Raw genomic sequence first — 24,819 nt, forward strand, 5'->3', positions numbered from 1 at the left:
ATCATGAGTGCGGCTCGGTTATTGCAGTTGCTGTCCCTGTTGCAGACGCCGCGGCAGTGGCCGGGCAGTGAGCTGGCGGAGTGGCTGGGCGTCGAGGGCCGGACGGTTCGCCGGGACATCGAGCGGCTGCGCGAGCTGGGGTATCCGGTCGAGGCGACGATGGGCGCGGAGGGCGGATATCGCCTGGTCGCGGGCAGTGCGATGCCGCCGTTGCTGCTCGACGACGAGGAGGCGGTCGCGATCGCGGTCGGGTTGCGGATGGCGTCCGGGCACGCGGTGACCGGGATCGACGAGGCGTCGGTGCGTGCGTTGACGAAGCTGGAGCGGGTCTTGCCGTCTCGGCTGCGACGCCGGGTGAACGTGCTGAGCAACGCGACGGTGCCGCTGCCGGTGAACGACGGGCCGCGCGTGGATCCGGAGTCGCTCACGGTCCTGGCGACGGCGATCGCCAACCGCGAGCGGCTGCGGTTCGGCTACCTCGCCAACGACGGCAAGGCGACGAAAAGGCTGGTCGAGCCGCATCATCTGGTGTCGTCCGGCCGACGCTGGTATCTGCTGGCGTTCGACAGCGACCGGGACGACTGGCGGGTCTTCCGGGTCGATCGCATCGAAGAACCAAAACCCATCGGGACCCGGTTCACCGCAAAAGACCTGCCTGCCGAGGACCCGGCGGCGTACGTGACCAAGAAGCTGCACACCTCCCGCCCGACGCATCGCGCGGTGGTCACCGTGCACGCACCGGCGGACGAGGTAGCGCGGATTTGGGGCGCGGCAAGCGAAGTGACCGCGGTGGACGACCGCACCTGCCGCGTCGTCAGCCCGGCCGACACCCTGGAATGGCTGGCGTTCCGGCTGACCAGCCTCGGCCGCGAGTTCGAGGTGCACGAACCGCCGGAGCTGGCGGAGCACCTGCGCGAACTCGGCGGCCGGGCGCTGCGCGCGGTCAGTCCTGCGTGATCAAACAGCCAGCTCCGCCAACGATTCCCGCAGTTTCCCCGCCACCTCAACCGGCCGCCGAGGCTCGCGATCAACGAAGACGTGCACGAAATGCCCCTCCGCTACCAAGGTTTCCGAGGCCGTGTACATCCCGATCTCGTACCGCACGCTCGACCGCCCGAGGTGCGCCACCCGCAGTCCGATCCGCAGAGTATCCGGGAACGAAACCGAGGCGTGGTAAGCACAATGCGACTCCACGCACAGCCCGATCACCGGCCCGGACTCGATGTCGAGGCCGCCGCGTTCGATCAGCCAGGTGTTGATGACGGTGTCCATCAGCGAGTAATGCACCACGTTGTTCACGTGGCCGTAGACGTCGTTGTCCTTCCACCGCAACGGAACCGTCTGCCAATGCGGGTAGTTCACCACAGCTGCACCGAGTCCCGCAGAATTCCCGCCAGGTCCTTTTCGGACGGTGTACGCGGCGCCGTGGCCAGCAACCGTTGCTGCTTCAGCGTTCCCTCCACTAGAGAGTCCACATCGGACTCCTTGTAGCCGACCGCGCCGATCCCGGCGGGCAGGCCGATCTCGCGCATCAGCATGGTCAGCACGGCGGGAAGGTGATCGGCGAAGTCGCCGGACCATTCGAAATCCGGGGCCAGCAGCCGGGCGACGCGCTGGTGGCGTTCCGGGTTCGCGGAGAAGGTAAACCGGAACGCTGCGGGCGCGGTGAGCGAGACGGCCATGCCGTGCGGCACCATCGCTTCGTCGCCGGGGTAGCCGTCGGGGTGGAAATCCCGGACCTGCCCGGCGATCGGGTACGCGTTGGCGTGCGGGATGTGCACGCCGGCGTTGCCGAAGCCGAGCCCGGCGAACGTCGCGGCCAGCGCCATCGCCTCGCGCGCGGCCAGGTCGTCGCCGTCGCGGACCGCGGCGGGCAGCGCCCACGACAGCAGTTGCAGCGACTTCTCCGCGAACATGTCCGCCAGCGGATTCGACCCGCAGTACGGCACGCGCTCCTCCGGCCGCTTCCGGCCGAACTCGGTGTAGGGCTTGGCGGTGTAGCTCTCCGCGGCGTGGCACAGGATGTCCATCCCGCTCGCCGCGGTGACCCCGGCCGGCTGGCTGACCGTGAGCCGCGGGTCCACGACGGCCAGCGTCGGACGCAGCCGCAGGTGGCTGATCCCGCTCTTCACCCGCAGCGACAGCACGTCCAGCACGCACACCGTGGTGCTCTCGGACCCGGTTCCGGTCGTCGTCGGCGCCGCGACCAGCGGTTTCAACGGGTTCGCCGGTGCGCGGCCGCCGCCGACCGGCGCGTTGACGTAGTCCATCAGTTCGCCGTCGTTGCTGGTCAGCAGGTTGGCGGCCTTCGCGGTGTCGATGCTGGAGCCGCCGCCGACCGCCACGAAAGCGTCGTACGGGCCGGTGCCGCGGGCGAAGTCCACGGCCTTCTGCATGCTGACGTCGGTGGGTTCGACGTGCACTCCGTCGAAGGTCTCGGCAGCGATCCCATAGCCGCGGATGCCTTCGGCGAGCCGCTCCGGCCACCCCGTCGCGGCGACGACCGGGTCGGTGACGACGAGCACGCGGCGCGCGCCGAACTGGGTCAGATCGTATCCGATCTCGTCGCTTGCGCCCGTTCCGTATTTGAGCGCCGGAGCCCCATAAGTGAAAACAGTCTCATGTTCGGCGGATGTCATGACGGCGTCCTCCCAACTGGTGGGCAGCGCGATCCGGCAATCGGCACAATCCCGCGGCGAGTTGTTCAAGATCACTTGACGCCGGTTCACGGTGCCGCCCTAAGCTCTCCTCATTAGATACCAAGTGGGAACCACCGTCGCGCAAACGGCCGTACGCGTCTTGAACGAGGCCCGGGTCCGCCGGGTGTACGCGGTCGTCGGCGAGTCGTTCCTGGAATTGCTCGACGCGCTCCGCCGCGAGCGCGACGTCACGCTCGTTTCGGCCCGTCACGATTCGGGCGCCGCCTTCATGGCCGAGGCCGAGGGCAAGCTCACCGAACGCCCCGCCGTGCTGCTCGCGAGCCGCGGCCCGAGCGCCGCCGCGCTGGTCATGGGCGTGCAGACGGCGTACCAGGACGAGACGCCGATGGTGGTGCTGCTCGAAACCCCGGCGCTCGACCCGGTGCTCACCGGCGAGGTCCCGACGTCCGATTCGACCGGGATGTTCGAGAAAATCGCCAAATGGTGCGTCCGCGCGGACGACCCCGACGAGGTGCCGCATCTCCTCGCCGAAGGCCTCGCCCGCTGTCGCGAAGGACGGCCGGGTCCGGTCGTCATCGGCGTGCCGAGCGACGCGTGGGGAGTGCCGTACGACTCGGCCAAACCGGTGGCGAAGGTTCGCCCGCCGGTCACCGGAACGCTGGGCCGTTCGGCTGAAGCTGTAGCGGGCCTGGTGGACGAAGCGCGCTATCCGGTGGTCATCGTCGGCGGGCGCGCGCGGTCGGCGCGGGACGAGCTGATCGCGGTGGCGGACGAGCTGGCGCTCCCGGTGTACAACGCTTTCCGCCGCCAGGACGCTTTCCCGGAGAACCACGCGCGCTACGCCGGACATCTCGGTCTCGGCATTCCGGCGCGCCAGCTCGACGCGCTCGAACGAGCGGACCTCGTGCTCGCGCTCGGCACCCAGCTCGACGAGGTCACGACGCAGGGCTTCCGCTATCCGACTCCACAGCAGACGCTTGTCCTTGTCGGCACTGGCATCGACGAACAGCGCCGCCGCGGCCTGACGTTCCGTGTGGACACTGAGGTCGAGCCGTTCCTGAAGGAGCTGCGCGCGATCGCTTCGCCGCGTACGCGCAGAGCGTCGGCCGCGAACGCCGCCGTACACACCTTCATGACACCGCCGAACACAAGCAACAACACTCGCGTACATCCGGTCGACGTCGTGCGCGCGCTGCGAAAGCTCGCGCCAGAGGACACCATCGTCACAAGTGACGCTGGCAACTTCGCGCAGTTCATGCATCGCTACTGGTGCTTCACCGCTCCGCGCAGCCAGCTCGGTCCGAGCAACGCGGCGATGGGGTACGCGGTCCCTGCGGCGGTCGCGGCCAAGCTCGCCGAGCCGCGGCGCACTGTGGTCGCGATGGTCGGCGACGCGGGCACGCTCATGACAGGGCAAGAGATCGAGACCGCTGTGCGTTACCGAGCGCCGGTGATGGTGGTCGTCTTCCAGAACGGCTTGCACGGGCCCCTCGCGATGCATCAGGCGCGTACGCACGGACGGCTGTCCGGAGTGACCATCCCGCTGACTGATTTCGCGTCGTGGGCGCGCGGGCTCGGCGCGGCGGGGTACACGGTGGACGATCGCGAGCGGCTTGAGCCGATCATCGCGAGCGCGCTCGTCCGGCAGCGGCCGTGCGTGATCGACGTGCGAACCGACCCGGACGTGGTGACCCCGGATGTGCGGCTGAGCACGCTTCTCGGTGCCCCGCGACCTTCCGGGACCTGAAATCTTCCTGAGAACACAGGGAAACGCCGGGAATGTTCGGTAGCTGCCGGGGGTTGGCTCAGGTAACCTGACGGTGTTCCCGGGGTTCGGCATCCGGACCCGGTTCGCCCAGTCAGGTTCGGCTGGCGTTCGGTTGGGGAAATTCCCGGGTGGACACGCTCCCCGGCTCGGTTCGCGGCCCATCGGCGCGTTTCAGGGGTGGGGACAACCGGTTTCGGCCGGATTTTGTCGGTGCCGGATGGCACCATCGCGGTCATCCCCCGCTTGGCGCGGGGAAGGAACGAGGGGAGTTCGTCATGGCCGACGAAAAGGACGGGAAATCCCGTACCGCCACGGCGACGGCTCGCGGCCGGGCCCGGTCCGCGCGGGCCGGTGCGCTGGTGTCCGTAGTGCGCGAGGAGCCGGAACACGGCGAGGTCGCCGAGGTGCCTGCCCAGAACCGGTCCGGAGTGGTTCCGGTGCAGTTCAGCGCCAGCTCGGAGGCCCACGACGTAGCCGTGGCCGCGCCCGACCAGGGCGCTGAGTGGCGCTCGCCGTTCGGCGCGCCGCTCCGCCAGGCCAGCGGGGAGTGATCCGGTCAAGCGAACTGGGGTGAGTCGGCTTGTCCCGTCCCGCTCCGCTGTGCTTTACTTTCATTGGTCTCGATTTTTGTGTTCGTGGTAAAGCACGCTCGCAGAACTCAGCGGGCGTGGTCTTCCTCTTCGAGGAACGCATCTCGCCCGTGTCTGGGCCCAGGACGTCGGTCGGCTTCCTGTTTTGGTGTTATGTATGGAGATTGTTTAGATGACTGAGGGCACCGTGAAGTGGTTCAACTCCGAGAAGGGGTTCGGCTTCATCACTCCCGACAACGGCGGCGGCGACGTCTTCGTTCACTACAGCGAGATCCAGGGCAACGGTTTCCGTACCCTCGAGGAGAACGCTCGCGTATCGTTCGAGATCGGCCAGGGCCAGAAGGGCCCGCAGGCCACGTCGGTCAACCTGATCTGACCTGCGTCTGATCGCTAAGTCGCCACCACTCCCGGTTCCGGGGGTGGTGGCTTCTTTCGTCTCGGCGACCGGAGCGCCGCCGAGACCGTCTCACCATGCGGATCCTGTTGCCCGGCAAGGCTTTCTGTGCTTGACCGGCCATTGTGGATCACCCGATCGTGGCCAGTCCGGGGCTCGTAGGCTCGCGGACATGAGCGAAAACACTTATCTCGTCACCGGGATGTCCTGCGGCCACTGCGCGCAGTCGGTCACCGAGGAACTCACCGAGGTGCCCGGGGTCGAGAACGTGACCGTCGACGTCGAAACCGGCCATGTGACGGTCCGCAGCGCCGATGCTCTCGACGAGACGGCCGTCCGCGCCGCCGTCGAGGAAGCCGGGTACACCTACGAAGGGCTTGCTTCTCTCGTTTGAACGATCGGTAGCCACCCGAGAACCCAGGGTAGGCTCTGGCCGGCGTGGAGGCACGGCCGATGCAACGTCCGTGCAACCCTTTCCTCCGCGCGGCCGCACGCGTGTGCTGGTCCCCTGGCGGCAGCAGACTTGGGGGGATGCCCGATGGGGGCAGTCGTTGCGGGAATCGTGGCGAATCCGGCGTCCGGACAGGACATCCGAAGACTCGTCACGCAGGCGTCGGCCTTCCCGGTCGAGGAGAAGGCCAACCTGGTGCGCCGGCTGCTGTCGGCGTTCGCGGTGACCGGCGTCGAACGCGTGCTGCTCTCCACCGACCTCGGCGGCATCTCCGCCGCCGTGCTGCGCGACCTCGGCCGCGACCCGTTGCCTGAGGTGCAGTTCTGCGACGAGGACACGCTCACTGGCACCGCGCAGGACACCGTCAACGCGGTGCACCGGATGGTCGACGCCGGGGCCGGCGTGATCGTGTGCCTCGGCGGCGACGGCACCGCGCGGGTCGCCGCGAAGGCGTGCGGCGACGTGCCGCTGCTCGCGCTGCCGACCGGCACCAACAACGCGTTCCCGCAGGCAGGCGAGGCCACGGTGGCCGGGCTGGCCGCCGGGATGGTCGCGAGCGGCCAGGTCGACGCCGACCTCGTGACCCAGCGGGTCAGCATGCTTGAGGTCGTGACGAAGAACCGCCGCGAGATCGCGCTGGTGGACGTCGCGGTCTCGATGAACAAACACGTCGGCGCGAAGGCGCTCTGGGATCCCACCGCACTCACCGAGCTGTACTGCACCTTCGCCGAGCCGGACGGCATTGGCCTGTCGAGCATCGCCGGACAGCTGTGTCCGAGTTCTCGTTCCAGCGCGGATGGAGTAGCGCTTCAGCTTGGTCCGGTCGAAAGTTCCGCGTACGTGGTGCACGCCGCGATCGCGCCCGGCGTGGTGCGTCCAGTCGGCGTACGCGGCTGGGGAGTGCTGCGTCCCGGCGTACGCGTCGACCTTGCCGCAGGTGGCGGCGTTATCGCGGTAGACGGAGAACGCGAGCTGGAGCTGAAAAACGGCGAAGGCGCGTACGTAGAACTGCGCGCCGACGGCCCGTGGTGCGTCGACGTACGCGCCGCAATGGCCGAAGCCGCAACCCAGGGGTTGCTGCGCAGCGCCGCGACAAGCGGAACCGGCGAGAAAGGCCGAAGCCACGGTCGCTGCGCTGGCTGAGATCACGTGCAGGTGACACCTTCCGGGTGTCGTTCGCTGCGACTTGCCCGACCGGCTACCTTCTGCGAGTGGCACACGGGGAGGATCGGGGATGAGCAGCACTGCGACGCGGCCGGAAACGACTGCCGAGCCCCCACCGGAGGAATTTCGGGGCCGCAGCGGAATCGCCGGGCTGCTGGACCTGCCCGGGCAGGCGGTGCGCGCGGTCGTCAGATCCACGACCACCACGCCCGGCAAGCTGTCGCTGATCGCGGTCGCGCTGGTGCTGCTGTCGCTGGTGGCCGGGCTCGTCGGCGTCTTGTCCGTGAAGGACAAGGACAACACGATCAACGGCCTGATCGAGCACCGCGAACCGCTCGCGGCGGCCGCGCAGCAGGTGTTCCGCTCGCTGTCGGACGCGGACGCCACCGCGGCCAGCGCTTTCCTTTCCGTCGGAACCGAACCGCCCGCGCTGCGGAAGCGGTACGAGCAGGACATCGCGGAAGCGGGATCCGCGCTCGCCCGCGCCGCGTCGGACACCACCGAGGTCGGCGACGCCGCCCACCAGGTGGACATCCTGAACCAGAAGGTCCCGGTCTACACCGGGATCGTCGAGACCGCGCGGGCGAACAACCGGCAGGGTTTCCCGTCCGGTGCTTCGTATCTGCGCGAGGCTTCGCAGCTGATGCGTTCGACGATCCTGCCCGCCGCGGACGCGCTCTACCGCGCGCACACCCAGAAGCTTTCCGACGAGCAGGACAGCAGCAGCGACGTGCCGTGGGCGGCCGTCGCGCTGGTCCTCGTGCTCCTCGCGGCGCTCGTGGTCGCGCAGATCTACTTGACCCGTCGGACGAACCGCGTGCTGAACATCGGGCTGCTCGTGGCCACCGGCTGCATCGTGCTGTCGCTGCTGTGGGGCGCGGTCGCGCTTGTCGTGCAGGGCAGTCTCGTCGCGACCGGGCGCACCGACGGCACGTCGCAGGTCGACATCCTGGTGCGGGCCCGGATCTATGCGCTGCAGGCACGTGCCGACGAAACCCTCACGCTGGTCGCGCGCGGCGACGGCGGCGCGTACGAGCAGCAGTTCATCAAGCTGGCCGAGAACCTCGTCGGCGCCGACGGCAAGGGCGGACTGCTCGGCCAGGCGCGAGACCTCGCGTCCGGCACCGCGGGCGAGAAGAAGATCGAAGCGGCGGAACAGGCCGCGCGCGAATGGTCGCTGGCCCACCTTCAGGTGCGCCGCCTCGACGACGGCGGGCAGTACCAGGAGGCGGTGGACTTCGCGACGAGCGTGAGCCCGAACAGCGCCGCCGCCGCGTTCGCCCGGCTCGACACGAACCTCCAGGCCGCGATCGACGTCTGCCGTCAGGAATTCCTCGACAGCACCAGATCCGGCGACAACGCGCTCACCGCACTCGCGGCGGGCGTCGGCGTGCTGTCGGTGCTCGCCGCGGGCGGCATCACAGTCGGCGTGCGAGAGAGACTGAGGGAGTACCGGTGATTCGGTCGCGGCACTTCATCAGGACCGCCGTTCTCGGGGTGGTCGCGGTTCTCGCCGCCGCCTGCGGGACGGCGAGCCAGTCGATGGAGGCCGCGCCGGTCACCGACGCGGCTTGGCCGACCCCGGCGGGCGTCGGCGGCCCGGACGCCGCGGCCGGCGGAGATTCCGACACCAGCTGCAACCCGCTCGCCAGCCTCGCTCCGAATGGTCTGGACACCTCCGGGCCCAGCCTGCAGAAGATCAAACAGCGCGGGAAACTCATCGCGGGCGTCGACCAGACGACCTACCTCTTCGGCTTCCGGAATCCGAAGACCGGCAAGCTCGAAGGCTTCGACATCGACCTGGTCAACGAGATCGCCAAAGCGATTTTCGGCTCCGACGGACACGTGCAGTACCGGGCGATCACGTCGTCGCAGCGGGAGACGGTGCTCAAGGACCACCAGGTGGACGTGGTGGTCCGGACCTACAGCATCACCTGCGCCCGCCGGCAGCAGGTGCAGTTCTCGTCGGTGTACTACGTGGCCGGGCAGAAGATCCTGGTGCCGAAGTCGTCGAACGCGCAGTCGCTGACCGATCTCGCCGGGAAACGCGTGTGCGCGGCGGCGAAGTCGACCTCGCTCGCGAAGATCGCCACCGACCCGGCCAAACCGGTCGCGGTGTCGGTGCCGAACTGGTCGGACTGTCTCGTGATGCTGCAGCAGGGCCAGGTCGACGCGGTGTCCACCGACGACACGATCCTGGCGGGCATGGCCGCGCAGGACCCGACGGTAAAGGTCGCGGGCGACCCGATGACCCAGGAGAATTACGGCGTCGGGATCCCGAAGGACGAGGAGGACCTGGTCCGCTTCGTGAACGCGGTGCTGGACAAGATCCGCGGCGACGGCACCTGGGCGAGCAGTTACCAGAACTGGGTCGGCGCGCGGCTGGGACCGGCGAGCCCGCCGTCCCCGCAATACAGGTGACCAGGCCGGTCTCGCGGCGCCAGCGCGGCGCGAGTTGTACTTTTTGAGCGGCAGGCTTGCCGCGGGGAGTTCGGGAGGTAGTTGTGTCGGAGGAGGCGCGCCGTCCTCGGCACGCAGCACCGGAGGGGGACGGCGACGAGGCGAAAGCCGCGGAGCAGCCGTCCGGGCGGGGCGAGGCGGCCGACGCCTCGTGGACCCCGCCGCCGCCGGTGCGCTGGGACACCCCGGAACCGTCGGTGTCCGGGCGGCTCAACCCGCAGCCGGATCCCGACGCCGAGACATTGATCAACGCTCCGGTGCAGCGTCCGCAGGGCGCTCAAGGTGCTCAGGGCGGGCAACCCGGGCAGCAGGCGCCACGGGGGCCGTCCGGTCCGGGCGCTCAGCCGGGACAGCCGGGTCCGGCCCAGCAACAAGGACAACCCGCTCAGCCAGGGCAGCCCGGTCAGCCGGGCCAAGCCGCTCAGCCGGGTCAGGCCCCACAGCCCGCGCAGTCGGCGCCGTCCGGCCAGCCTCAGCCGGGACAGGCCGGTCAGCAGCCGTGGGCCCAGGGCCGTCCGGCTCCGCGCGGCGGCCAGCCGATGCCGCCGCAGGGCCGTCCGCCTGCGCAAGGCCAGCCGTACCCGACCGCCGCGTCAGGTCAGCCCGCACCGCCGTCTCAGGGACAGCCGCATCCGCCGCAGTCGCGCACCGGACAGCGACCGGTCCCGCGGAACCGCCCGCAGCAGCCGCCACAGCCGCCGGGCACGCAGGGAAACCGTCCGTCCCGGCCGCCGGAGAACCGCGCCACCGGCCCGAACTCCGGCCCGATCCCGATGGGTGCCGCGGCTCAGGGCCAGCGTCCGGCTGACGGCAACGAAGCCCCCACGCGTCCGCCGGGCGACCTCGCGCCGGTGATCCTGCCGCAGTCGAACCAGCCGGTCGCGCCGGTCGACCCGGCCGCGCCGATGCCGACCAGCGTGCTGGCCAGCCCGACGCCGCACACCCAGAGCATCATGCCGCCGGCTCCGCGCGTGTCTCCCGCCGACGGAGGCCCGCTGCCCGATCACGGCACGGACAGCGTCCTGCCGTCCGGCGGCAGCGAGGGACACGGCACCGGCACTCACGGTTCGCAGGGCTCGCAAGGCACCGGCACCGGAACCGGCTCGTTCCCCGGAACCTCCCGGCGCACCGGCTCGCGCGGCACCCGCCGTTCCCGGCGCGGACGGCTCGGCGCGGGTCTCATCGACGTGCCGCCGGTGCCGTACCGCGATCCGTCGACCGCGGTGCTGGCGAACCCGGTGGTGGCCGAGGACAAGCGGTTCTGCGGCAACTGCAGCGCGAAGGTCGGCCGCGGCAAGGACGGCCAGCCGGGCGAGCCCGAGGGCACCTGCGAGAAGTGCGGCACGTCGTTCTCGTTCCTCGCGAAGCTGAAGGCGAACGAGGTCGTCGGCGGCCAGTACGAGGTGCTCGGCGCGCTCGCCTACGGCGGTCTCGGCTGGATTTACCTGGCCAAGGACCACAACGTGTCCGACCGCTGGGTCGTGCTGAAGGGCCTGATCGACACCGGCGACTCCACCGCGATGGCCGCCGCGGCGAACGAGCAGCGGTTCCTCGCCGAGGTCGAGCACCCGAACATCGTCAAGATCCACAACTTCGTGCAGCATCCGGACGCGCAGACCGGCAACTCCGTCGGCTACATCGTCATGGAGTACGTCGGCGGCCAGTCGCTGCGCGAGCTGGCGCTGCAGCACCACCGGGAGAGCAACCGGCCGGAGCCGCTGCCGATCGGCCAGGTCATCGCGTACGGCCTGGAAATCCTGCCCGCGCTCGGCTACCTGCACGGCCAGGGCCTGCTCTACTGCGACCTCAAGCCGGACAACGTCATCCAGACCCGCGAGCAGCTCAAGCTGATCGACCTCGGCGCGGTGCGGCGGCTCGACGACTACGAGAGCCCGCTGTTCTTCACCACCGGTTACAGCGCGCCCGAACTGGCGTCGCAGGGCGCGTCGGTGTCCTCGGACCTGTACACGGTCGGCCGGACGCTGGCCGTGCTGAGCTTCGAGTTCGCCGGTTACACGCGGGAGTACAAGAACACGCTGCCCGGACCGGACGCGGTTCCGCTGTTCGCGCTTTTCGGGTCGTACTACCGGTTCCTCAAGCGCGCTACGCACGCTGATCCGGATCGGCGGTTCATCGCCGCCGATGACATGGCTGACCAGCTGACCGGGGTCCTGCGCGAGATCATGGCGCTGGGAACCGGCCAGCCGCGGCCGGCCGCGTCGACGGTGTTCGGGCCGGAGAGCCGGACGTTCGGTGTTCATCTGGTGGTGCCGGAGCAGGGCGAGCGGGTGCCGTTGCCGGACGCTGCCGAGGTCGTCGCCGGTCTGCCGATTCCGCAGGTCGACACGGACGACCCGGCTGCTGGTGTGCTTGCTACGACGACTGCGCTTGACCCGCACGAGGCGATCGAGGCGCTGGCTACCGCGCCGCGCGAGTCGATCGAGGTGCGGTTGCGGATCGTGCGCGCTCGGATTGAGCTGGGCGAGTTCGTGGAGGCGCAGCGGCAGTTGCAGGCTGCGCAGTATCTGGCGATCCGGCACGGGTTCCCGCATGACTGGCGGATCGACTGGTACCGCGGGCTGATCGAGCTGGCCGGTGGTCGGCCGCGCGTCGCGCACGTGGCGTTCGATGCGGTTTACGACGACCTGCCGGGGGAGATCGCGCCGAAGCTGGCGTTGGCGGTCAGCGCTGAGGGCGTCGGGGATTACTTCGGTGCTGCGCGGTTCTATGAGCTGGTTTGGCGGACTGACCGGACTTATGTGAGTGCTGCGTTCGGGCTTGCTCGCGTGTATCTGGCGCAGGGTGCTCGGCAGAGTGCGGTTGAGGTGCTGGAGGGGGTTCCGGCTACCTCTACGCACTATGTGGACGCGCAGGTCGCTGCGATCAAGATCAAGACTCGTGCGCAGGGTGTTGGCACTGGTGAGCATCCGACTGTTACCGAGGGCGATCTGGTCGACGCGTCTGGGCGGTTGCAGCGGCTCAACCTCGATGCTGAGCGGCATACGCGGCTCAGTGCTGAGGTGCTGGAGGCGGCTTATGACTGGCTGAAGGTGCCGAACCAGACGAAGCCGGTCACGACGGCGAAGGTGCTGGGCTGTGAGCTAGAGGAGCGTGACGTCCGATTCGGACTGGAGCGCTGCTACCGGTCGCTGGCCCGGCTCACCGACAACACGACCGACCGGATCGCCCTGGTGGACCGCGCGAACGCCATCCGCCCCCGCACCCTCACCTGACGGTCCGTGAGGGGAACCCTGAGGGAATCAGAGTCCCTCAGGGTTCCCCTCACGGACATTCAACAGGGCACTGAGGTCAGGGGTTGATGTCCCACTCGCGCTTGTTGCGGCGGTGCTGCTCGGCCAGCTTCTCCAGCGCTTGCGGGTCGCCGTGGGTGCTGAAGTGTTCGAAGCCCACTGCGACGAACAGGGCTCGGGCATTGACCGCGACCGGCCCATCGGCGGCGTCCAGGTGGCCGTCCGCGCTCACGTAGATCTTGCGGCCTGCGACTCCGTCCAGCCGGGCCTCGATGTACAACGTGGACCCGACGGGCACGGGACGGCGGAAGTCTGTCTCGAGCTTGCCTGTCACCGCGGGGCGGTGCAGCAGGTTGCCTACCGTCGAGCCGAGGGCCTCGTCGAAGGCGCAGGCCAGCAGGCCGCCGTGAGCGAGGCCGGGGGCACCCTGGTGGGCTGCGGTCACGGTGAACTTCGAGTGCACCGTGTAGCCCTCGCCGATGGCTGACCGCAGGTGCAGGCCGTCGTCGACCTCGTCGCCGCAGCCGAAGCACTCGGCGAAGTGCGCGCCCAGTTCGGTGCCGGGCGCGGGGGCTTTCGGGTGGATCTCCGGCGGCTCCACCGGCACGGGCGGCCACGGGCCGGAAACAGGACTCATGGGACGACGTTAACCCGGCGGAAGGACCCGCCGGCACCCGCCCTGACCGGCGCGGCCGCATTTCCTGAGCGCAGGGTAGTCGGAAAATTCCGCACGGTAGAAATTTCGCGACTCACCCTGCCAGCTCACGTCAACGGGTCAAGACTGGGGAAATGTGCTCCAAGGGATGGACCGGGACGTGTGCAGGAGGAGGTCACCGCCGGGATGAGTGAGCCAAAGACGGGGAAACCCGAGGTCGATCAGAGAACAGTCAAACGCGCGGTGATCGCGTCCGCGATGGGTAATGCGACCGAGTGGTACGACTACGGCGTATTCACCTCGGGCGCGATCGCGACGAGTATCGGAACACTGTTCTTCCCCGGCGAGGGCAACGCGGTGCTGAAATCGCTTGCCCTGCTGGCCGTCGGCTTCATCGTACGGCCGTTCGGCGGAGCGTTCTTCGGCCCGTTGGGGGACAAACTCGGCAGGCAGAAGGTTCTCGCCCTCACCATTTTGCTGATGTCCGGCTGCACCTTCCTGGTCGGCGTGCTGCCGACGTACTCAGGCGGTTACAGCATGGGCATCGCGGCGCCGATCGCGATCTTGTTGCTGCGGCTCATCCAGGGCTTCTCGACCGGTGGCGAGTACGGCGGCGCGGCGACGTTCATCGCGGAATACGCGCCGACGAAACGGCGCGGTTTCTTCGGTTCGTTCCTGGAGATGGGCACGCTGGCCGGCTACGTGCTGGGCAACTCGGTCGTGCTGGTCACTTACCTGTCGTTGTCGACCGAACAGTTCGACTCGTGGGGCTGGCGGATTCCGTTCTTCATCGCGCTTCCGATCGGTGCGATCGGTCTCTACCTGCGGTCGAAGCTCGAGGACACGCCGGAGTTCCGCAGGCTCGAGGCGGCCGGCGGAAAGGCGGAGAAGGCTCCGCTCAAGGAGACCATCCAGCGCAACTGGCGGATGATCCTGAACCTGATCGGCATCGTGCTGCTGCTGAACATCGCCGACTACATGCTGCTCACGACGATGCCGACGTACTTCACCAACACCCTGCACATCGGCGACACCGAGTCCAGCTTGATCATCATCGGGGTGGAAATCGTGCAGTTCGCGCTGCTGATTCCACTCGGTGCGCTGTCCGACCGGATCGGCCGGAAACCCCTGCTGCTCACCGCGGCCATCGGGTTCATCGTGCTGAGCTGGCCCAGCATCAAGCTGATGCAGAGCGGCAGCCTGCTGTGGCTGATCATCGGCTTCCTGGTCGTGGCGATCCTGCTGGCGCTGATGCTGGCGGTCATCGGTTCGACGTTCCCGGCGATGTTCCCGACGCGCGTGCGCTACGGCTCGTTCGCCATCGGGTACAACATCTCGACGTCGCTGTTCGGCGGCACCTGCGGCGTGGTCGTCACGGCGTTGATCGACGGCACCGGCAACGCGGACTGGCCGGCGTACTACTTGATCATCGCCGCGCTCATCGCGCTGGTCCCGATCATCAAGATCCCGGAGACGGCCCGGGTGCCGATCGAGGAGATCGACACCTCCGACACCGGCGGCAAGCTCGCCGGCGCCAGCAAGTGAGCAGCTGAGCAAACGAGAAAACCGCCCTCCGTCCATTAGGGACAGAGGGCGGTTTTCTTATGAGGTCAGCTGTTCTGCGTCGCCTCGATCGCCTGCGAGGCGAAGCGCTTGCGGGCCCAAGCTGCCAGGCCACCGGCGACCACGACGGCAACAACGGTTTCGATCATCAGTGCAACGAGCACCATGGTGCTTCCTCCTCAGGTTCTCGGGCCGGCCAATCCTGTGCCGGCTGAGCGACTGGTTCGACGGCCGCTCCGGCCGCCACTGAGAACATCGCCCCGAAAGCCCGGGATATTTCGTCGAAAACCCACTTGATCTGGTGACGTCCGCCACTCTTGCCGTGAAAGCGTTTCAGCGGGAGGTCGGCCTGGGTAACGACGTGCTTCCCGCAGGTGAACGCATCGATGCCGGGGCCTGGTCAGTCGTGGTCGGATACGCCCTCGGCGGCAGCGGCGGCCGGGACGTGCCCACCTGCTGACCGGGCGGCTCCGCCGGCGGTTGCTTGTCCGGCGAGCCTGGGCTCACCTCCGGGCCGGGCGTCGGGACCTGTGCCGGACCCTTCGTCGGCGGGGCCGGACTGGACGGGGCGGGCGAGACGGTGGCGAGTCCCGGCCCGGCGGGCATGACGGGCGGCTGCTCGGCCCCGCGGCTGCCCACCGCGAGAGCGGCCACCACGATCACCGCGACCGTCGCGGCGGAACTGCCCGCGACCGCCCAGCGCTTGCGCTTACGACGGACAGCGGCACCGCGCACGATCACGTCCGCGGCGTCGACCCGCATCGGCGGGCCGTCCGGCGTCTGCGCGAACAGGGCGCGTACGGCTTCGGTGTCTTCGAAGTCATCGGAGACCATCTCGTTCACCTCCCTCCAGGGACGGGCAAAGCCTCGAAATGCGGGCCCAGCCGGGCCCGCAGGGTAGCCAGACCGCGAGCGGCCTGGCTTTTCACTGTGCCGGTCCGGCAGCCGAGCGCCGCGGCGGTCTCCTCGACGGACAGGTCCTCGAAGTACCGCAGCACCAGCACCGCGCGCTGGCGCGGGGCCAGCGCGGCGAGTGCCTGCTGGATCAGCTGGTCGTGCTCAGTCTCGGCGGCAGGAGCCGGGACGTCGGGTGGTGCGTCGGTGAGCCGCTCCCGTTTCCAGCGGCTGCGGCGGTTTTCCGCGAGGAAAGTGCGCAGCACGATTTTGCGCGCGTAAGCGTCGAGCGCGTCGTGCCGGGCCAGCCGCGGCCAGGCGAGGTACAGCTTGAGCAGCGCCGCCTGTGCGAGATCTTCGGCCCGATGCCAGTCCCCGCAAAGCATGTAGGCAGTGGACCGCAGGCTGTGCGCGCGCTCGCCGAAGTACCGGGCGAACTCGCCGTCCCACGGCGAGTTCGGCCCGGCCACCGGACTGGAGCGGGAGGGCACCGGGTGATCAGCCCCAGACCGAGGGCAGGTGCAGGTCGCCGGTCGGGCCCGCGGGCACTGCGGTCGGGACGCGCTTGCCCGCGGCCTTCGGCGGCACGCCCGGAGCGCCGACCCGCGGCGCGGCCGGGGCGGCGGTGGTCTGGCGGTCCGCGGACGGAGCCGGGGCCGCGGTGGGCCGCTCGGCGGGGGCGGTCTTCGTCGGGGCCGGCTGCGCCGACGGCGGGGCGTCCGCGGCGAAAGCGACCGCGCCGCCGGTCAGCGCGCCTCCGGCGAGCAGCAGCGAACCGATGGCGAGAGCGAAGCGAACACGCACGAGTTTCCTCCTGGTTCCACGAGCGCCGGGTGGCGCTTGTCTGCTCTAGTCATGCGGTCGGCGGTCGCCGGGGTTGCATCGGATTTCTTTTTCTCGCCGGGACAGGCGAACGGCCGGGAGCGTTCGAGATCTCCCGGCCGTCCGGTGGTGCGGTGCTGCTCGTTCAGGCGGACAGCGCCGACAGCTTGGTCCACGACGCCCAGTCGTAGGTCCAGTCGTTGTAGTCGCCGTCCTTCGGACCCAGCTGCTGGGTGCTGCCGGAGATCTCCACCGGGTCGCCGGGAAGGACGCTGTCGTAGTAGATCTTCGCGTTCGCCGGCGACAGGTTGAGGCAGCCGTGCGAGATGTTCTTCTTGCCCTGCGCCCAGATCGACCCGGCGAGACCGTGGATGAACTCGCCGTTGTTGGAGATCCGGACCGCCCACGGCACGTTCACGTCGGTGTAGTTGTAGCGCGGGTTGCTCATCGAGTACGTCGCGTGCTTCGACATCACGACGTGCGTGCCGCTGTGCGTGACCCGGCCCGGGTCGGAGTCGAGGCCGTAGCTCACCGGGAAGTCCATGACCTGCTGGCCGTCGCGGATGACCTGCATGGTGTGTTCCTGGGTGTTGCCCTTGACGATCTGCGAGCGGCCGATGGTGAAGCTCGCGGAGACGTCCTGCTTGCCGTAGACGCCGTCGCCCATCGAAACGCCGTAGATGTTGGCCGAGACGACGACCTTCGTGTTCGGCTTGAAGTACTCCTTCGGCCGCCAGTGCACCGAAGTGTCGCCGTTGAGCCACGCCCACGCGCCCTCGGTCTTCGGCGTGGTTTCCACCGACAGCGCGCGCTCGACGGAGGCCTTGTCCTTGACCGCGCTCGGGAACGTGAGCGTGATCGGCATCGCGATGCCGTAGGTCTGCCCGTCGCCGACGTTCAGGCTGCCCTGCATCTGCCTGCGCGGCTTGACCGTGGTGAACGAGCCGTTGATCTGGACCTGCTTGCCGTCCTCGCCGGTGGCCTGCCCCGACCAGGTGTAGGTCTTGCCGTAGCCGAGGTCTTCGGTGCTGGCCCAGCTCTTCTTGTCCGGAGACGGCTGCCCCTGCACCTGTTTGCCGTCGGCGTTGGTGAGCGTGACCGCTCCGATGGTGCCGTTGGCGACGGTCACCTTCGCCGGTTCGCCCGGCGCCACGTCGCCCGCCCCGGATGCCGGCGTGATCGCCACGGCCGCCGCTTTAGCGGGCGTGGCCGGCGCCTCGGTAGGCCCGCCGCCCGCGGTCCCGCCCGCGTTCACGCTCGACCCGCCGCCGCTGCACGCCCCGAGCGTGAGCGCGGCGACCAAGCCCAGCACCGCGACGCCGGCCCGGCGGCGTGCGAAGTGTCGGATTGTCACACCGATCCCCAATCTCCCCTTGGTACCCCGAACACCAAGACGTCCCGACCGGCCGTCGCGTTCACTGGATCAGGGGTGACCAGCATCACACTGCACCGAGTGACCATCACGGAAACGGCTCGATCGACCGCGCACTGTGCATCCCCGAACTGCGCTGGGTGTACCGGATCAGAGCGGCCGCGGGGTCCGATTGCGGTGCGTAGGCGGCAATACGACGTTCCGGTGATGCGCGCACGATGGAACCGATCCTTGCGATCAACGGGGTTCAGATTTGGTGAGATCCCGGTAGGCTGCTGACCAGGCCGTCGTTTTGCGTGTTCGTGGCTTCACACTCGCGGAACTTCTGACGCGAGCCGTGGGGCCGTAATAGCTCTTCGCTCGTCTCGTTGGAACCGCCCGGGACGGCCGGGGTGCCGCTTCGGCGGCATTCGAAGCGGATCTGTTACGAGGAGTACAGCGGTGGCGCAAGGCACTGTGAAGTGGTTCAACGCGGAGAAGGGCTTCGGCTTCATCGCGCAGGACGGCGGCGAAGGCGACGTTTTCGTGCACTACTCGGAGATCGAGGGACGCGGCTTCCGCACCCTCGAGGAGAACCAGCGAGTGGAGTTCGAGGTCGGCCAGGGGCAGAAGGGCCCGCAGGCCCAGAAGGTCCGCGCGATCTGAGTCAGGCCCGCGCGTTTTCTCAGGCCTGAAAGAAGGGCCCCGACGGGATTTCCCGTCGGGGCCTTTTTTCATTGCGGGTTCCGTTGTGGGGAATGTTTGGAGCGACGGTTACCGCGGTTGATCCGGATCGGTTGTTGGGGTGGCGGCTCGGCGGCTTGAGTCCGGCCCTGGCGGATGCGCCGCGGCTTGATCGGGATCGGCGGTCGGCCGGTCTGCCGCGATTCGGGACGCGCGGCCGAAGGCTTGGTTCGGCGGTGCGAGGCGGGCGGGTTTCGGCGGGGCCGGGCACGGATGGGCGACGCCGGATCGGTTGGTTGCCCGACTCGGAGTGGGTGCGGTCGATCTGACTCGATCGAGTGGCGCTCGCCGTTGTTGATGGCCGGGCGTGGACGGTCAGCGGCTGGGCTGAGGGCCGGAGCCGGTCGCGTGCGTGGCTCATCGCATCCAGGCCGTGCTGTGCTGCGGTGCGTGCCGTACCTCGTCCGCCCGCGGTGAACTATCAGCCGAGCCGTCCGTTTCTCGCCCCGGCCCGGTCCGCGCGGCAAGCGAACTCGGGAGCGTCCCACTTATCGGGACCCCGCCTGCCCGGCGACCCGGACAAGGGAAAACCCCCGGCCGTCGGGGGAAGCCGGGGGTTTTCGTTCAGGGGGCGGATCAGCGTCCGACGAGGGGCTCTTCGAAGGTCTCCGCCGGGAAGTGGAACTCGTCGGTCATCGCGTCGGAGTGGCGGCGCTCCTGGGCGGAGGCGGCCTGGCCCTCCCACGAGAGGCGCTCCAGGATCCATTCCTGCGCCAGGGCCTGCGGGGTCAGGTTCCGGGCGACGGCGATGTCCTTGAGCTGCTGGCTGGCGATGAGGTTCATGCGCAGCTGGTAGACCTGCGCGTCGCCGAAGCGGCTGCCGGTCCCGGTGCTCTCCGGGTCGGAGTCCGGGGCGAGCGCGGCGAGGTAGCTGGTGAGCTCCTTGTCCTCGACGACTTCGTCGCCGGCGGCCTTGGCGGCATTGCGATGCCGCCCGCTCGAGACGGCTTTGAGATTCGTGCGGCTGCTGAGGCGGCCGAGGGAGGGAAGAGGCACTCGGCCACGATAACGGTTGGGTCTCGGCAAACAAACCACTGTGAGCCACGACACACGCATTTCTGTGCCCGGCCAGCCCAATTCGATCACCTGTTCAGCCCAGTCGGTAAACGCATTTCGCGACTGTCTGTTGATCAGGGGTACGGAGAGTAGATCCGCAGGTCAGTGCCGGTGCGCAGAAATGGAGAGACCCCCGCGCCAGGGGGAGGAACGCGGGGGTCGGAGGGGATCTCCACAGGCGCTGACCGGGGGTGTGTCAGCAACACCGATTGTTGCACGAGTTCCGGGGATCGGCGAGGGGAAGCCGGGAGAAATCGTTCTGCGCGATCTTGGAATGCTTTACCAGGGAAGCTGCGGAGAGTGTTCTCAGGTTCACTCTCCGGGGGGCTGCCGGTGCCGCTCGCCGCTGGTTAGCCTCGCGGCCAGTTGTTGCGAACCGCGCGGAGGGGCCATGAGCGGATCGGTCGAAGTTCGTCAGTTCCTCCTTCGGTACGAAGGTGCCGACGGGGGAAGCACGTCACTGTCCGGCGGAGTGCCGGCGCAGCGCGGGTCATCGGAAGGGCAACGGGTCTCCGACGACCAGGTCCGCCGAGCCCGGCTCGCCGTCGCGGCCGGCGCGCTGGACGTGGAGGACTGCGCGCAGCTGCTGGAGATGCTCGGGCTGAGTCCGGGCGACGACGGCGAGGCGCCAGTGCAGCGCTGACCCGTTCCGTCGCTGGTGCGTCGCGGCGTGGTTGGCCTTGGCGGCTGCTGCGGGTCCGTTGGGCCGCCCTTGGCGTGAACTCGCGCCTCGGTGGCAGGGAAGCGCGGGCCTGGATTTCGGTCGGGCGAGACCGTCTCCGGCGTAGAGTGGCGTGGCGTGGCACACACTGATTGTCTGGAGCGGCTTCGGGCAGGCTGATCGGTGCCGAGCGGTGCGGCCAAGCTGTCGGCTCGGACGTCGTCGCAGGTCGGAGGCTCGCGGACTGCTTAAGGAACCCCCGGTGCAAAGCCCCCGGAACGTGCCCTATGCTTGTAATCGCTCCCAGGGGAACACCTGAGAGCGCGGTCGGTCGGTACACCGAAACCGATCGGGCTCCCATCGTTCAGTGGCCTAGGACTCCGCCCTTTCAAGGCGGCAACGCGGGTTCGAATCCCGTTGGGAGTACGCAGTACCAGTAAGGCCCTGTGGCGCAGTTGGTTAGCGCGTCGCCCTGTCACGGCGAAGGTCGCGGGTTCGAGTCCCGTCAGGGTCGCAAGATCGTTCGGCTCCTAGCCGGCGTTCCCGGCCAGGTAGCTCAGTTGGTACGAGCGTCCGCCTGAAAAGCGGAAGGTCGCCGGTTCGACCCCGGCCCTGGCCACAGCCATCTACCTGCGAAACAGCCCCCACCCGGTTCGGGTGGGGGCTGTTTCGTTTCTCGGGCCGCCTTGGCGGTGCCTCTCCGGTTGCCGCGCGGTGTTCTCCTGCCGTATCGCTGCCGGCAGGCTCGCGGCTTCACCGAGCGGACTTCTCTGGCCTGAATGTGCCGGGAGCAGCCATTCGGAAGCAGTCTTGCCAAACCTCCGGATCGCTACCTAGCCTCAATAACATCTCAGAGGTCTGGACCACTGGAGGTCGAGAATGCCGGGAGATGTGGGGCGTCGCAGTTTTCTTGCCGGGTCGGCGGCGGTGGCGGTCGGGGCAGTGGGAGCGATGACTCCGTTCGGAGCTGAGGCCGAGGCCGTCGAAGCGCAGTCCGGGGTGGCGGTTTACGCGAACAACGTCGGTTACGCGCCCGGCGCGCCCAAGCGGGCGGTGCTCGCGGTCGGTTCGCCGAGGGCTATGCCGAGGTTCACCGTCGTGGACTTCGCCACCGGGAAGGTCGCCTTCACTGGGAGCCCGCGGCCGGCGGCGCAGGTTCCGGGGTGGGACGACCGGCACTACTGGACCGCGGACTTTTCCGCGCTGAAGACCGAAGGCGAGTACGTCTTGCTCGCCGCGGACGGGCGGTCGCAGCCGTTCCGCATTGATCAGCTGGTGCTTGAGCGCTACACGCTCTCCCACGTCGTGCACTACTTCAAGGGCACCCGCAGCTCGGACCGGTTCGATCGCCAGGACCGCGAAGCGCCGATCGGCCCCAAGGGTGCGCAGGTCATGGACGCACACGGCGGCTGGTACGACGCGACTGGCGACTTCGGCAAGCACTTCACGCAGCTGTCGGATCGCAGCTACTTCAACACTCTCCAGATTCCGCTTACCGCCTGGGTGCTGGCCAAGGCGTATCAGCGGCTTACCGCGCGCAGCGACACCAACTTCACCCAACTGCGAACCTGGCTGGCCGACGAAGCACTGTTCGGTGCCGACTACCTGCGCCGGGTGAAGCTCGCGGACGGCACGTTCGTCACCTCGGTTATCCAGCCTGGGCCGCCGAAGGATCCGAAGCTGCGTTACGTCCTGGCGAACAGCGACGGCGAGCCCGTCCAGGTGAACTACCGCGAAGGCGGCGGAGTCGCGATCGCCGCGCTGGCCGCTGCGACGACGCTGGATACCTCGGGCGACTACCCGCACGAGGAGTACCTGGCGACGGCGGAGGCGGCGTTCGGCTTCCTGGAGCAGCACAACGTCGAGATGACCAATGACGGCAAGGAAAACATCCAGGACGACTACGGTGCGTTGCTGGCGGCGGTCGAGTTGTATCAGGTGACCAAGAAGCCAGTGTACCGCGAGGCGGCGGATCGCCGGACACGTAACTTGTTGCGGCGCTTGGTTTCCTGGAAATCCTATCGGGATTACTGGCGCGCGGACGACGGCGACCGGCCGTACTTCCATCCCTCGGACGCCGGTCTGCCGGTGATCAGCCTGCTCGCCTACGCCGAGATCGCCGACGCACCAACGGTTTCCGAGGTGCTTGCGGTAGTGCGGCGCTCGCTGGAGTTCGAACTCGCGGTGACTGCCGAGGTGCCTAACCCGTTTGGGTATGCGCGGAATCTTGTGCAAGATGGGGAGGGTAAGAGGTATAGCTCATTTTTCTTCCCGCACAACGTCACGCCGCGAGTGAAAGACCAGTGGTGGCAGGGTGAGAACGCGCGGATCGCGTCGCTGGCGACCGCCGCTCGCCTTGCCGCGCAACGGTTTTCCGGCGACTTCGCCGCGCGGCTGCGGTCGTACGCGGCTGACCAGCTGAACTGGATCTGCGGCAGCAACCCGTACGGCGTCTGCATGCTCGACGGCAGCGGCCACGACAACCCGCAGTACAGCTGGCTCGGGTCGTGGCAGTTCCTGCCGACGGCGGGCGGGATTGTCAACGGCATCACCGGATTGAACGAGGACGGCAGCGGAATCGCATGGGATCGCGGCTACGTGGTCACCGGAAAGGACGACGACTGGCGGTGGGATGAACAGTGGCTGCCCCACTCGACGTGGTACCTGTATGCGGTCGCGGTAGGGGACTGATCCAGGGGCTCGACGCAGGTGGCGGTCGAGTAGGTGCCTGCGGCGCTCCGGTCGGCAGTGGGCAGGACGACTGCTCTGGGCAACGCTCGGTGAAGTGCTCCTCGCGGGAAGCCTTGCAAGGAGCGCTCCTCGGACGGCTAGATCAGTGGGCCGGGCTGGCCGGGGCGGACTTCAGCGCCGCCGCGCAGGACCGCTCGCTGGCGACCGTGGCCGATTTGGTCGCGCCCCGCGAAAGCGGCATCGTGCCGAGCCTGCCGTGGGTGCTCGCGAACGCAGAATCAGCGAGCTGCGGAACATTGTCGTGCTCGGCGCGGCTGCATGGTGCAGGGTCCGTCGTGGGTGTTAGCGAAGGCAGACTCCGCGAGCTACGGAACTTGGCTGTGCTCGGCACGGGCTGCACAGGACCGGGTTCGCCGTGCGTGCTCGCGGTCGCAAACTCAGCGAACCACGGGAACTTGTCCTGCTTGACACGGGCTGCACTGTGTCGGGGTCGCTGTGGTGCTTGCGGAAGCAGACTCCGCGGGCCGCGGAACTTGGCCGCGCTCGACACGGCTGCCCGACGCCGGGATCGCCGTGCGTGCTCGCGGTCACTAGCCCAGCAGGACGCGGGTCGTGCCCGGCACGAACTGCGCCGTGCCGGGCACCTCCCGAGTGGTCGCCAGCTAGATCAGCGGTCCGCGGAACTTAGCCGTCCCCGGGACAAGCTGCACGGTCCCAAGCCCACCGTGAGCACTCGCATAAGCCAACTCTCGCGACAGGTCTCCGACGCCGTTCGTGCCTGGTTGCGGGGCCAGGTTCAGCGTGCTGAGCACACCGAGAGCGTTGCCGTCGCGGTCGAGGAAGCCGCTGCCGGAGTCGCCGGGGATGCCGGGGGTCACCGTCAGTACCGTGTGGCTCCAGCCGCTTCCGGTGTCGCCTAGGCTGGTGCCCTGTTTGGGGGACAGCTGGGTGATTCCGCCGCGCAGCTCGGAGTTGCCGTAGCTGAGCACGGTGCCTAGTTGCTTTGTGCCGCTGGTGTTTACCCCGGTCGGCCCGCCCCAGAACGGCAGGCTCGGGTTCACCTTGGACACGTCCGCCGGGTCGACCTTCACTAGCGCGAGATCGTTGTACTGGCAGGTGTTCGCGTCCGCTTCGTGGCGGGACTGCATGGTCAGCCACGAGTTGTAGACGAGCGTCCCCGGCTTGCTCGCCCCGGTGATCGAGACCGGGGTGCCGATCGGGAGCGAACCGGCGGAGCAGCCGTTCGTTTCGGTCGAACCGCCGGTGCCCGAGCAGTGCGCGGCCTGCCCGAGGAACACGTCGGTTCCGTTGCTGTACACGAAGTTCGAGGTGCATTGCGCCCCATTGGTGTGCGTCTGCACCCCAGGATGCACGGCGGCGGTGTCCGCCGGGGCCCAGTTCGGGGCCGCTGCCCACGCGGTCGCGGGCAGCAACGCGGCGGCGGTCGCCAGCGCCGTCACCGCACTGGCCCGGGCCAGTGGTCGAGGGGTCTTCATCGGGCTCCCTTCGAGAAGGCCAGCACTCACTCGGACGTGTGCTACTGACTGGTAGGCATCGGGGGTACATCACACCAGAGAGTGGTGCCAGTCACAACCGTTGTGACCGTGGGTGACCAACCACCTGCTTGACCTAGAGCTAGGTGGA

At 68.6% G+C, this 24,819-nt stretch carries 22 protein-coding genes and 3 tRNA genes; 16 read left to right on the forward strand and 9 right to left on the reverse strand.

The window, feature by feature from the left end:
• Positions 1-3: 3 nt before the first annotated feature.
• Positions 4-957: a helix-turn-helix transcriptional regulator gene (locus D0D37_RS06330; RefSeq protein WP_116199573.1), complete on the forward strand. Its 954-nt coding sequence runs from the start codon at positions 4-6 to the stop codon at positions 955-957.
• On the opposite strand, the gene D0D37_RS06335 is transcribed toward D0D37_RS06330, so the two are convergent.
• Together D0D37_RS06335 and D0D37_RS06340 are read right to left on the reverse strand one after the other, a co-directional pair.
• Positions 958-1,365 (reverse strand): acyl-CoA thioesterase, encoded by a 408-nt coding sequence (locus D0D37_RS06335; RefSeq protein ID WP_116199574.1) that lies wholly within the window; start codon positions 1,363-1,365, stop codon positions 958-960.
• Positions 1,359-2,639 (reverse strand): hydroxyacid-oxoacid transhydrogenase, encoded by a 1,281-nt coding sequence (locus D0D37_RS06340; RefSeq protein ID WP_116199630.1) that lies wholly within the window; start codon positions 2,637-2,639, stop codon positions 1,359-1,361. Before D0D37_RS06340 ends, D0D37_RS06335 begins: the two co-directional genes overlap by 7 nt.
• A gap of 124 nt (positions 2,640-2,763) precedes the next feature.
• On the opposite strand from D0D37_RS06340, the gene D0D37_RS06345 reads away from it, so the two are divergent.
• From D0D37_RS06345 to D0D37_RS06380, 8 genes are all read left to right on the forward strand, one after another.
• Complete coding sequence (locus D0D37_RS06345; RefSeq protein WP_116199575.1) at positions 2,764-4,407, forward strand: thiamine pyrophosphate-binding protein; 1,644 nt, start codon at positions 2,764-2,766, stop codon at positions 4,405-4,407.
• A gap of 296 nt (positions 4,408-4,703) precedes the next feature.
• The gene (locus D0D37_RS06350) at positions 4,704-4,979 is read left to right on the forward strand and encodes a hypothetical protein (RefSeq protein ID WP_244223408.1); all 276 of its coding nucleotides are present in this window, start codon (positions 4,704-4,706) and stop codon (positions 4,977-4,979) included.
• A 211-nt stretch (positions 4,980-5,190) separates the two neighbouring features.
• Positions 5,191-5,394, forward strand: a complete 204-nt coding sequence (locus D0D37_RS06355; RefSeq protein ID WP_116199576.1) for a cold-shock protein — start codon at positions 5,191-5,193, stop codon at positions 5,392-5,394.
• A gap of 190 nt (positions 5,395-5,584) precedes the next feature.
• Positions 5,585-5,806 carry a heavy-metal-associated domain-containing protein gene (locus tag D0D37_RS06360; RefSeq protein WP_116199577.1) on the forward strand — a complete coding sequence of 74 codons (222 nt, stop codon included), beginning with the start codon at positions 5,585-5,587 and terminating at the stop codon, positions 5,804-5,806.
• Between the two features lie 144 nt (positions 5,807-5,950).
• A complete protein-coding gene (locus D0D37_RS06365; RefSeq protein ID WP_116199578.1) occupies positions 5,951-7,006 on the forward strand; it encodes an ATP-NAD kinase family protein in 1,056 nt (351 codons plus the stop codon).
• 91 nt (positions 7,007-7,097) lie between these two features.
• On the forward strand, positions 7,098-8,486 hold the full coding sequence (locus D0D37_RS06370) for a hypothetical protein (protein ID WP_116199579.1): 1,389 nt from the start codon (positions 7,098-7,100) through the stop codon (positions 8,484-8,486).
• A complete protein-coding gene (locus tag D0D37_RS06375) occupies positions 8,483-9,448 on the forward strand; it encodes a glutamate ABC transporter substrate-binding protein (RefSeq protein WP_167493499.1) in 966 nt (321 codons plus the stop codon). Before D0D37_RS06370 ends, D0D37_RS06375 begins: the two co-directional genes overlap by 4 nt.
• 812 nt (positions 9,449-10,260) lie before the next feature.
• Positions 10,261-12,720: a tetratricopeptide repeat protein gene (locus D0D37_RS06380; protein WP_116199580.1), complete on the forward strand. Its 2,460-nt coding sequence runs from the start codon at positions 10,261-10,263 to the stop codon at positions 12,718-12,720.
• Positions 12,721-12,796: 76 nt separating this feature from the next.
• Here D0D37_RS06380 and D0D37_RS06385 read toward each other — a convergent pair whose 3' ends face one another.
• Positions 12,797-13,375, reverse strand: a complete 579-nt coding sequence (locus D0D37_RS06385) for a PaaI family thioesterase (RefSeq protein ID WP_167493500.1) — start codon at positions 13,373-13,375, stop codon at positions 12,797-12,799.
• 276 nt (positions 13,376-13,651) lie between these two features.
• On the opposite strand from D0D37_RS06385, the gene D0D37_RS06390 reads away from it, so the two are divergent.
• Positions 13,652-14,938 carry an MFS transporter gene (locus D0D37_RS06390; RefSeq protein ID WP_244223409.1) on the forward strand — a complete coding sequence of 429 codons (1,287 nt, stop codon included), beginning with the start codon at positions 13,652-13,654 and terminating at the stop codon, positions 14,936-14,938.
• 351 nt (positions 14,939-15,289) lie between these two features.
• On the opposite strand, the gene D0D37_RS06395 is transcribed toward D0D37_RS06390, so the two are convergent.
• From D0D37_RS06395 to D0D37_RS06410, 4 genes are all read right to left on the reverse strand, one after another.
• Positions 15,290-15,790 (reverse strand): hypothetical protein, encoded by a 501-nt coding sequence (locus D0D37_RS06395; protein WP_208719821.1) that lies wholly within the window; start codon positions 15,788-15,790, stop codon positions 15,290-15,292.
• Positions 15,791-15,795: 5 nt separating this feature from the next.
• Positions 15,796-16,341, reverse strand: coding sequence for a SigE family RNA polymerase sigma factor (locus D0D37_RS06400; RefSeq protein ID WP_116199582.1), 546 nt, complete (start codon positions 16,339-16,341; stop codon positions 15,796-15,798).
• A gap of 7 nt (positions 16,342-16,348) precedes the next feature.
• Positions 16,349-16,654 (reverse strand): hypothetical protein, encoded by a 306-nt coding sequence (locus tag D0D37_RS06405; protein ID WP_116199583.1) that lies wholly within the window; start codon positions 16,652-16,654, stop codon positions 16,349-16,351.
• A gap of 163 nt (positions 16,655-16,817) precedes the next feature.
• Positions 16,818-18,026 carry a L,D-transpeptidase gene (locus tag D0D37_RS06410; protein WP_116199584.1) on the reverse strand — a complete coding sequence of 403 codons (1,209 nt, stop codon included), beginning with the start codon at positions 18,024-18,026 and terminating at the stop codon, positions 16,818-16,820.
• 459 nt (positions 18,027-18,485) lie between these two features.
• Here D0D37_RS06410 and D0D37_RS06415 point away from each other — a divergent pair, with 459 nt between their 5' ends.
• Complete coding sequence (locus D0D37_RS06415; protein WP_003097368.1) at positions 18,486-18,689, forward strand: cold-shock protein; 204 nt, start codon at positions 18,486-18,488, stop codon at positions 18,687-18,689.
• 654 nt (positions 18,690-19,343) lie between these two features.
• Here the strand turns inward: D0D37_RS06415 and D0D37_RS06420 are convergent.
• Positions 19,344-19,763, reverse strand: a complete 420-nt coding sequence (locus tag D0D37_RS06420) for a hypothetical protein (RefSeq protein ID WP_116199585.1) — start codon at positions 19,761-19,763, stop codon at positions 19,344-19,346.
• Between the two features lie 451 nt (positions 19,764-20,214).
• Here D0D37_RS06420 and D0D37_RS06425 point away from each other — a divergent pair, with 451 nt between their 5' ends.
• From D0D37_RS06425 to D0D37_RS06445, 5 genes are all read left to right on the forward strand, one after another.
• Positions 20,215-20,466, forward strand: coding sequence for a hypothetical protein (locus D0D37_RS06425; RefSeq protein ID WP_116199634.1), 252 nt, complete (start codon positions 20,215-20,217; stop codon positions 20,464-20,466).
• Positions 20,467-20,837: 371 nt separating this feature from the next.
• Positions 20,838-20,910, forward strand: a tRNA-Glu gene (locus D0D37_RS06430).
• 14 nt (positions 20,911-20,924) lie between these two features.
• Positions 20,925-20,998: transfer RNA gene (locus D0D37_RS06435), tRNA-Asp, on the forward strand.
• 31 nt (positions 20,999-21,029) lie between these two features.
• A tRNA-Phe gene (locus D0D37_RS06440) sits at positions 21,030-21,103 on the forward strand.
• 332 nt (positions 21,104-21,435) lie between these two features.
• Complete coding sequence (locus tag D0D37_RS06445) at positions 21,436-23,175, forward strand: glycoside hydrolase family 9 protein (protein WP_244223410.1); 1,740 nt, start codon at positions 21,436-21,438, stop codon at positions 23,173-23,175.
• Between the two features lie 662 nt (positions 23,176-23,837).
• Here the strand turns inward: D0D37_RS06445 and D0D37_RS06450 are convergent.
• Complete coding sequence (locus tag D0D37_RS06450) at positions 23,838-24,671, reverse strand: serine protease (protein ID WP_116199587.1); 834 nt, start codon at positions 24,669-24,671, stop codon at positions 23,838-23,840.
• Positions 24,672-24,819 lie beyond the last annotated feature (148 nt).

Origin of the sequence: Amycolatopsis circi (assembly GCF_003385235.1) — a bacterium.
Lineage (GTDB): Bacteria > Actinomycetota > Actinomycetes > Mycobacteriales > Pseudonocardiaceae > Amycolatopsis > Amycolatopsis circi.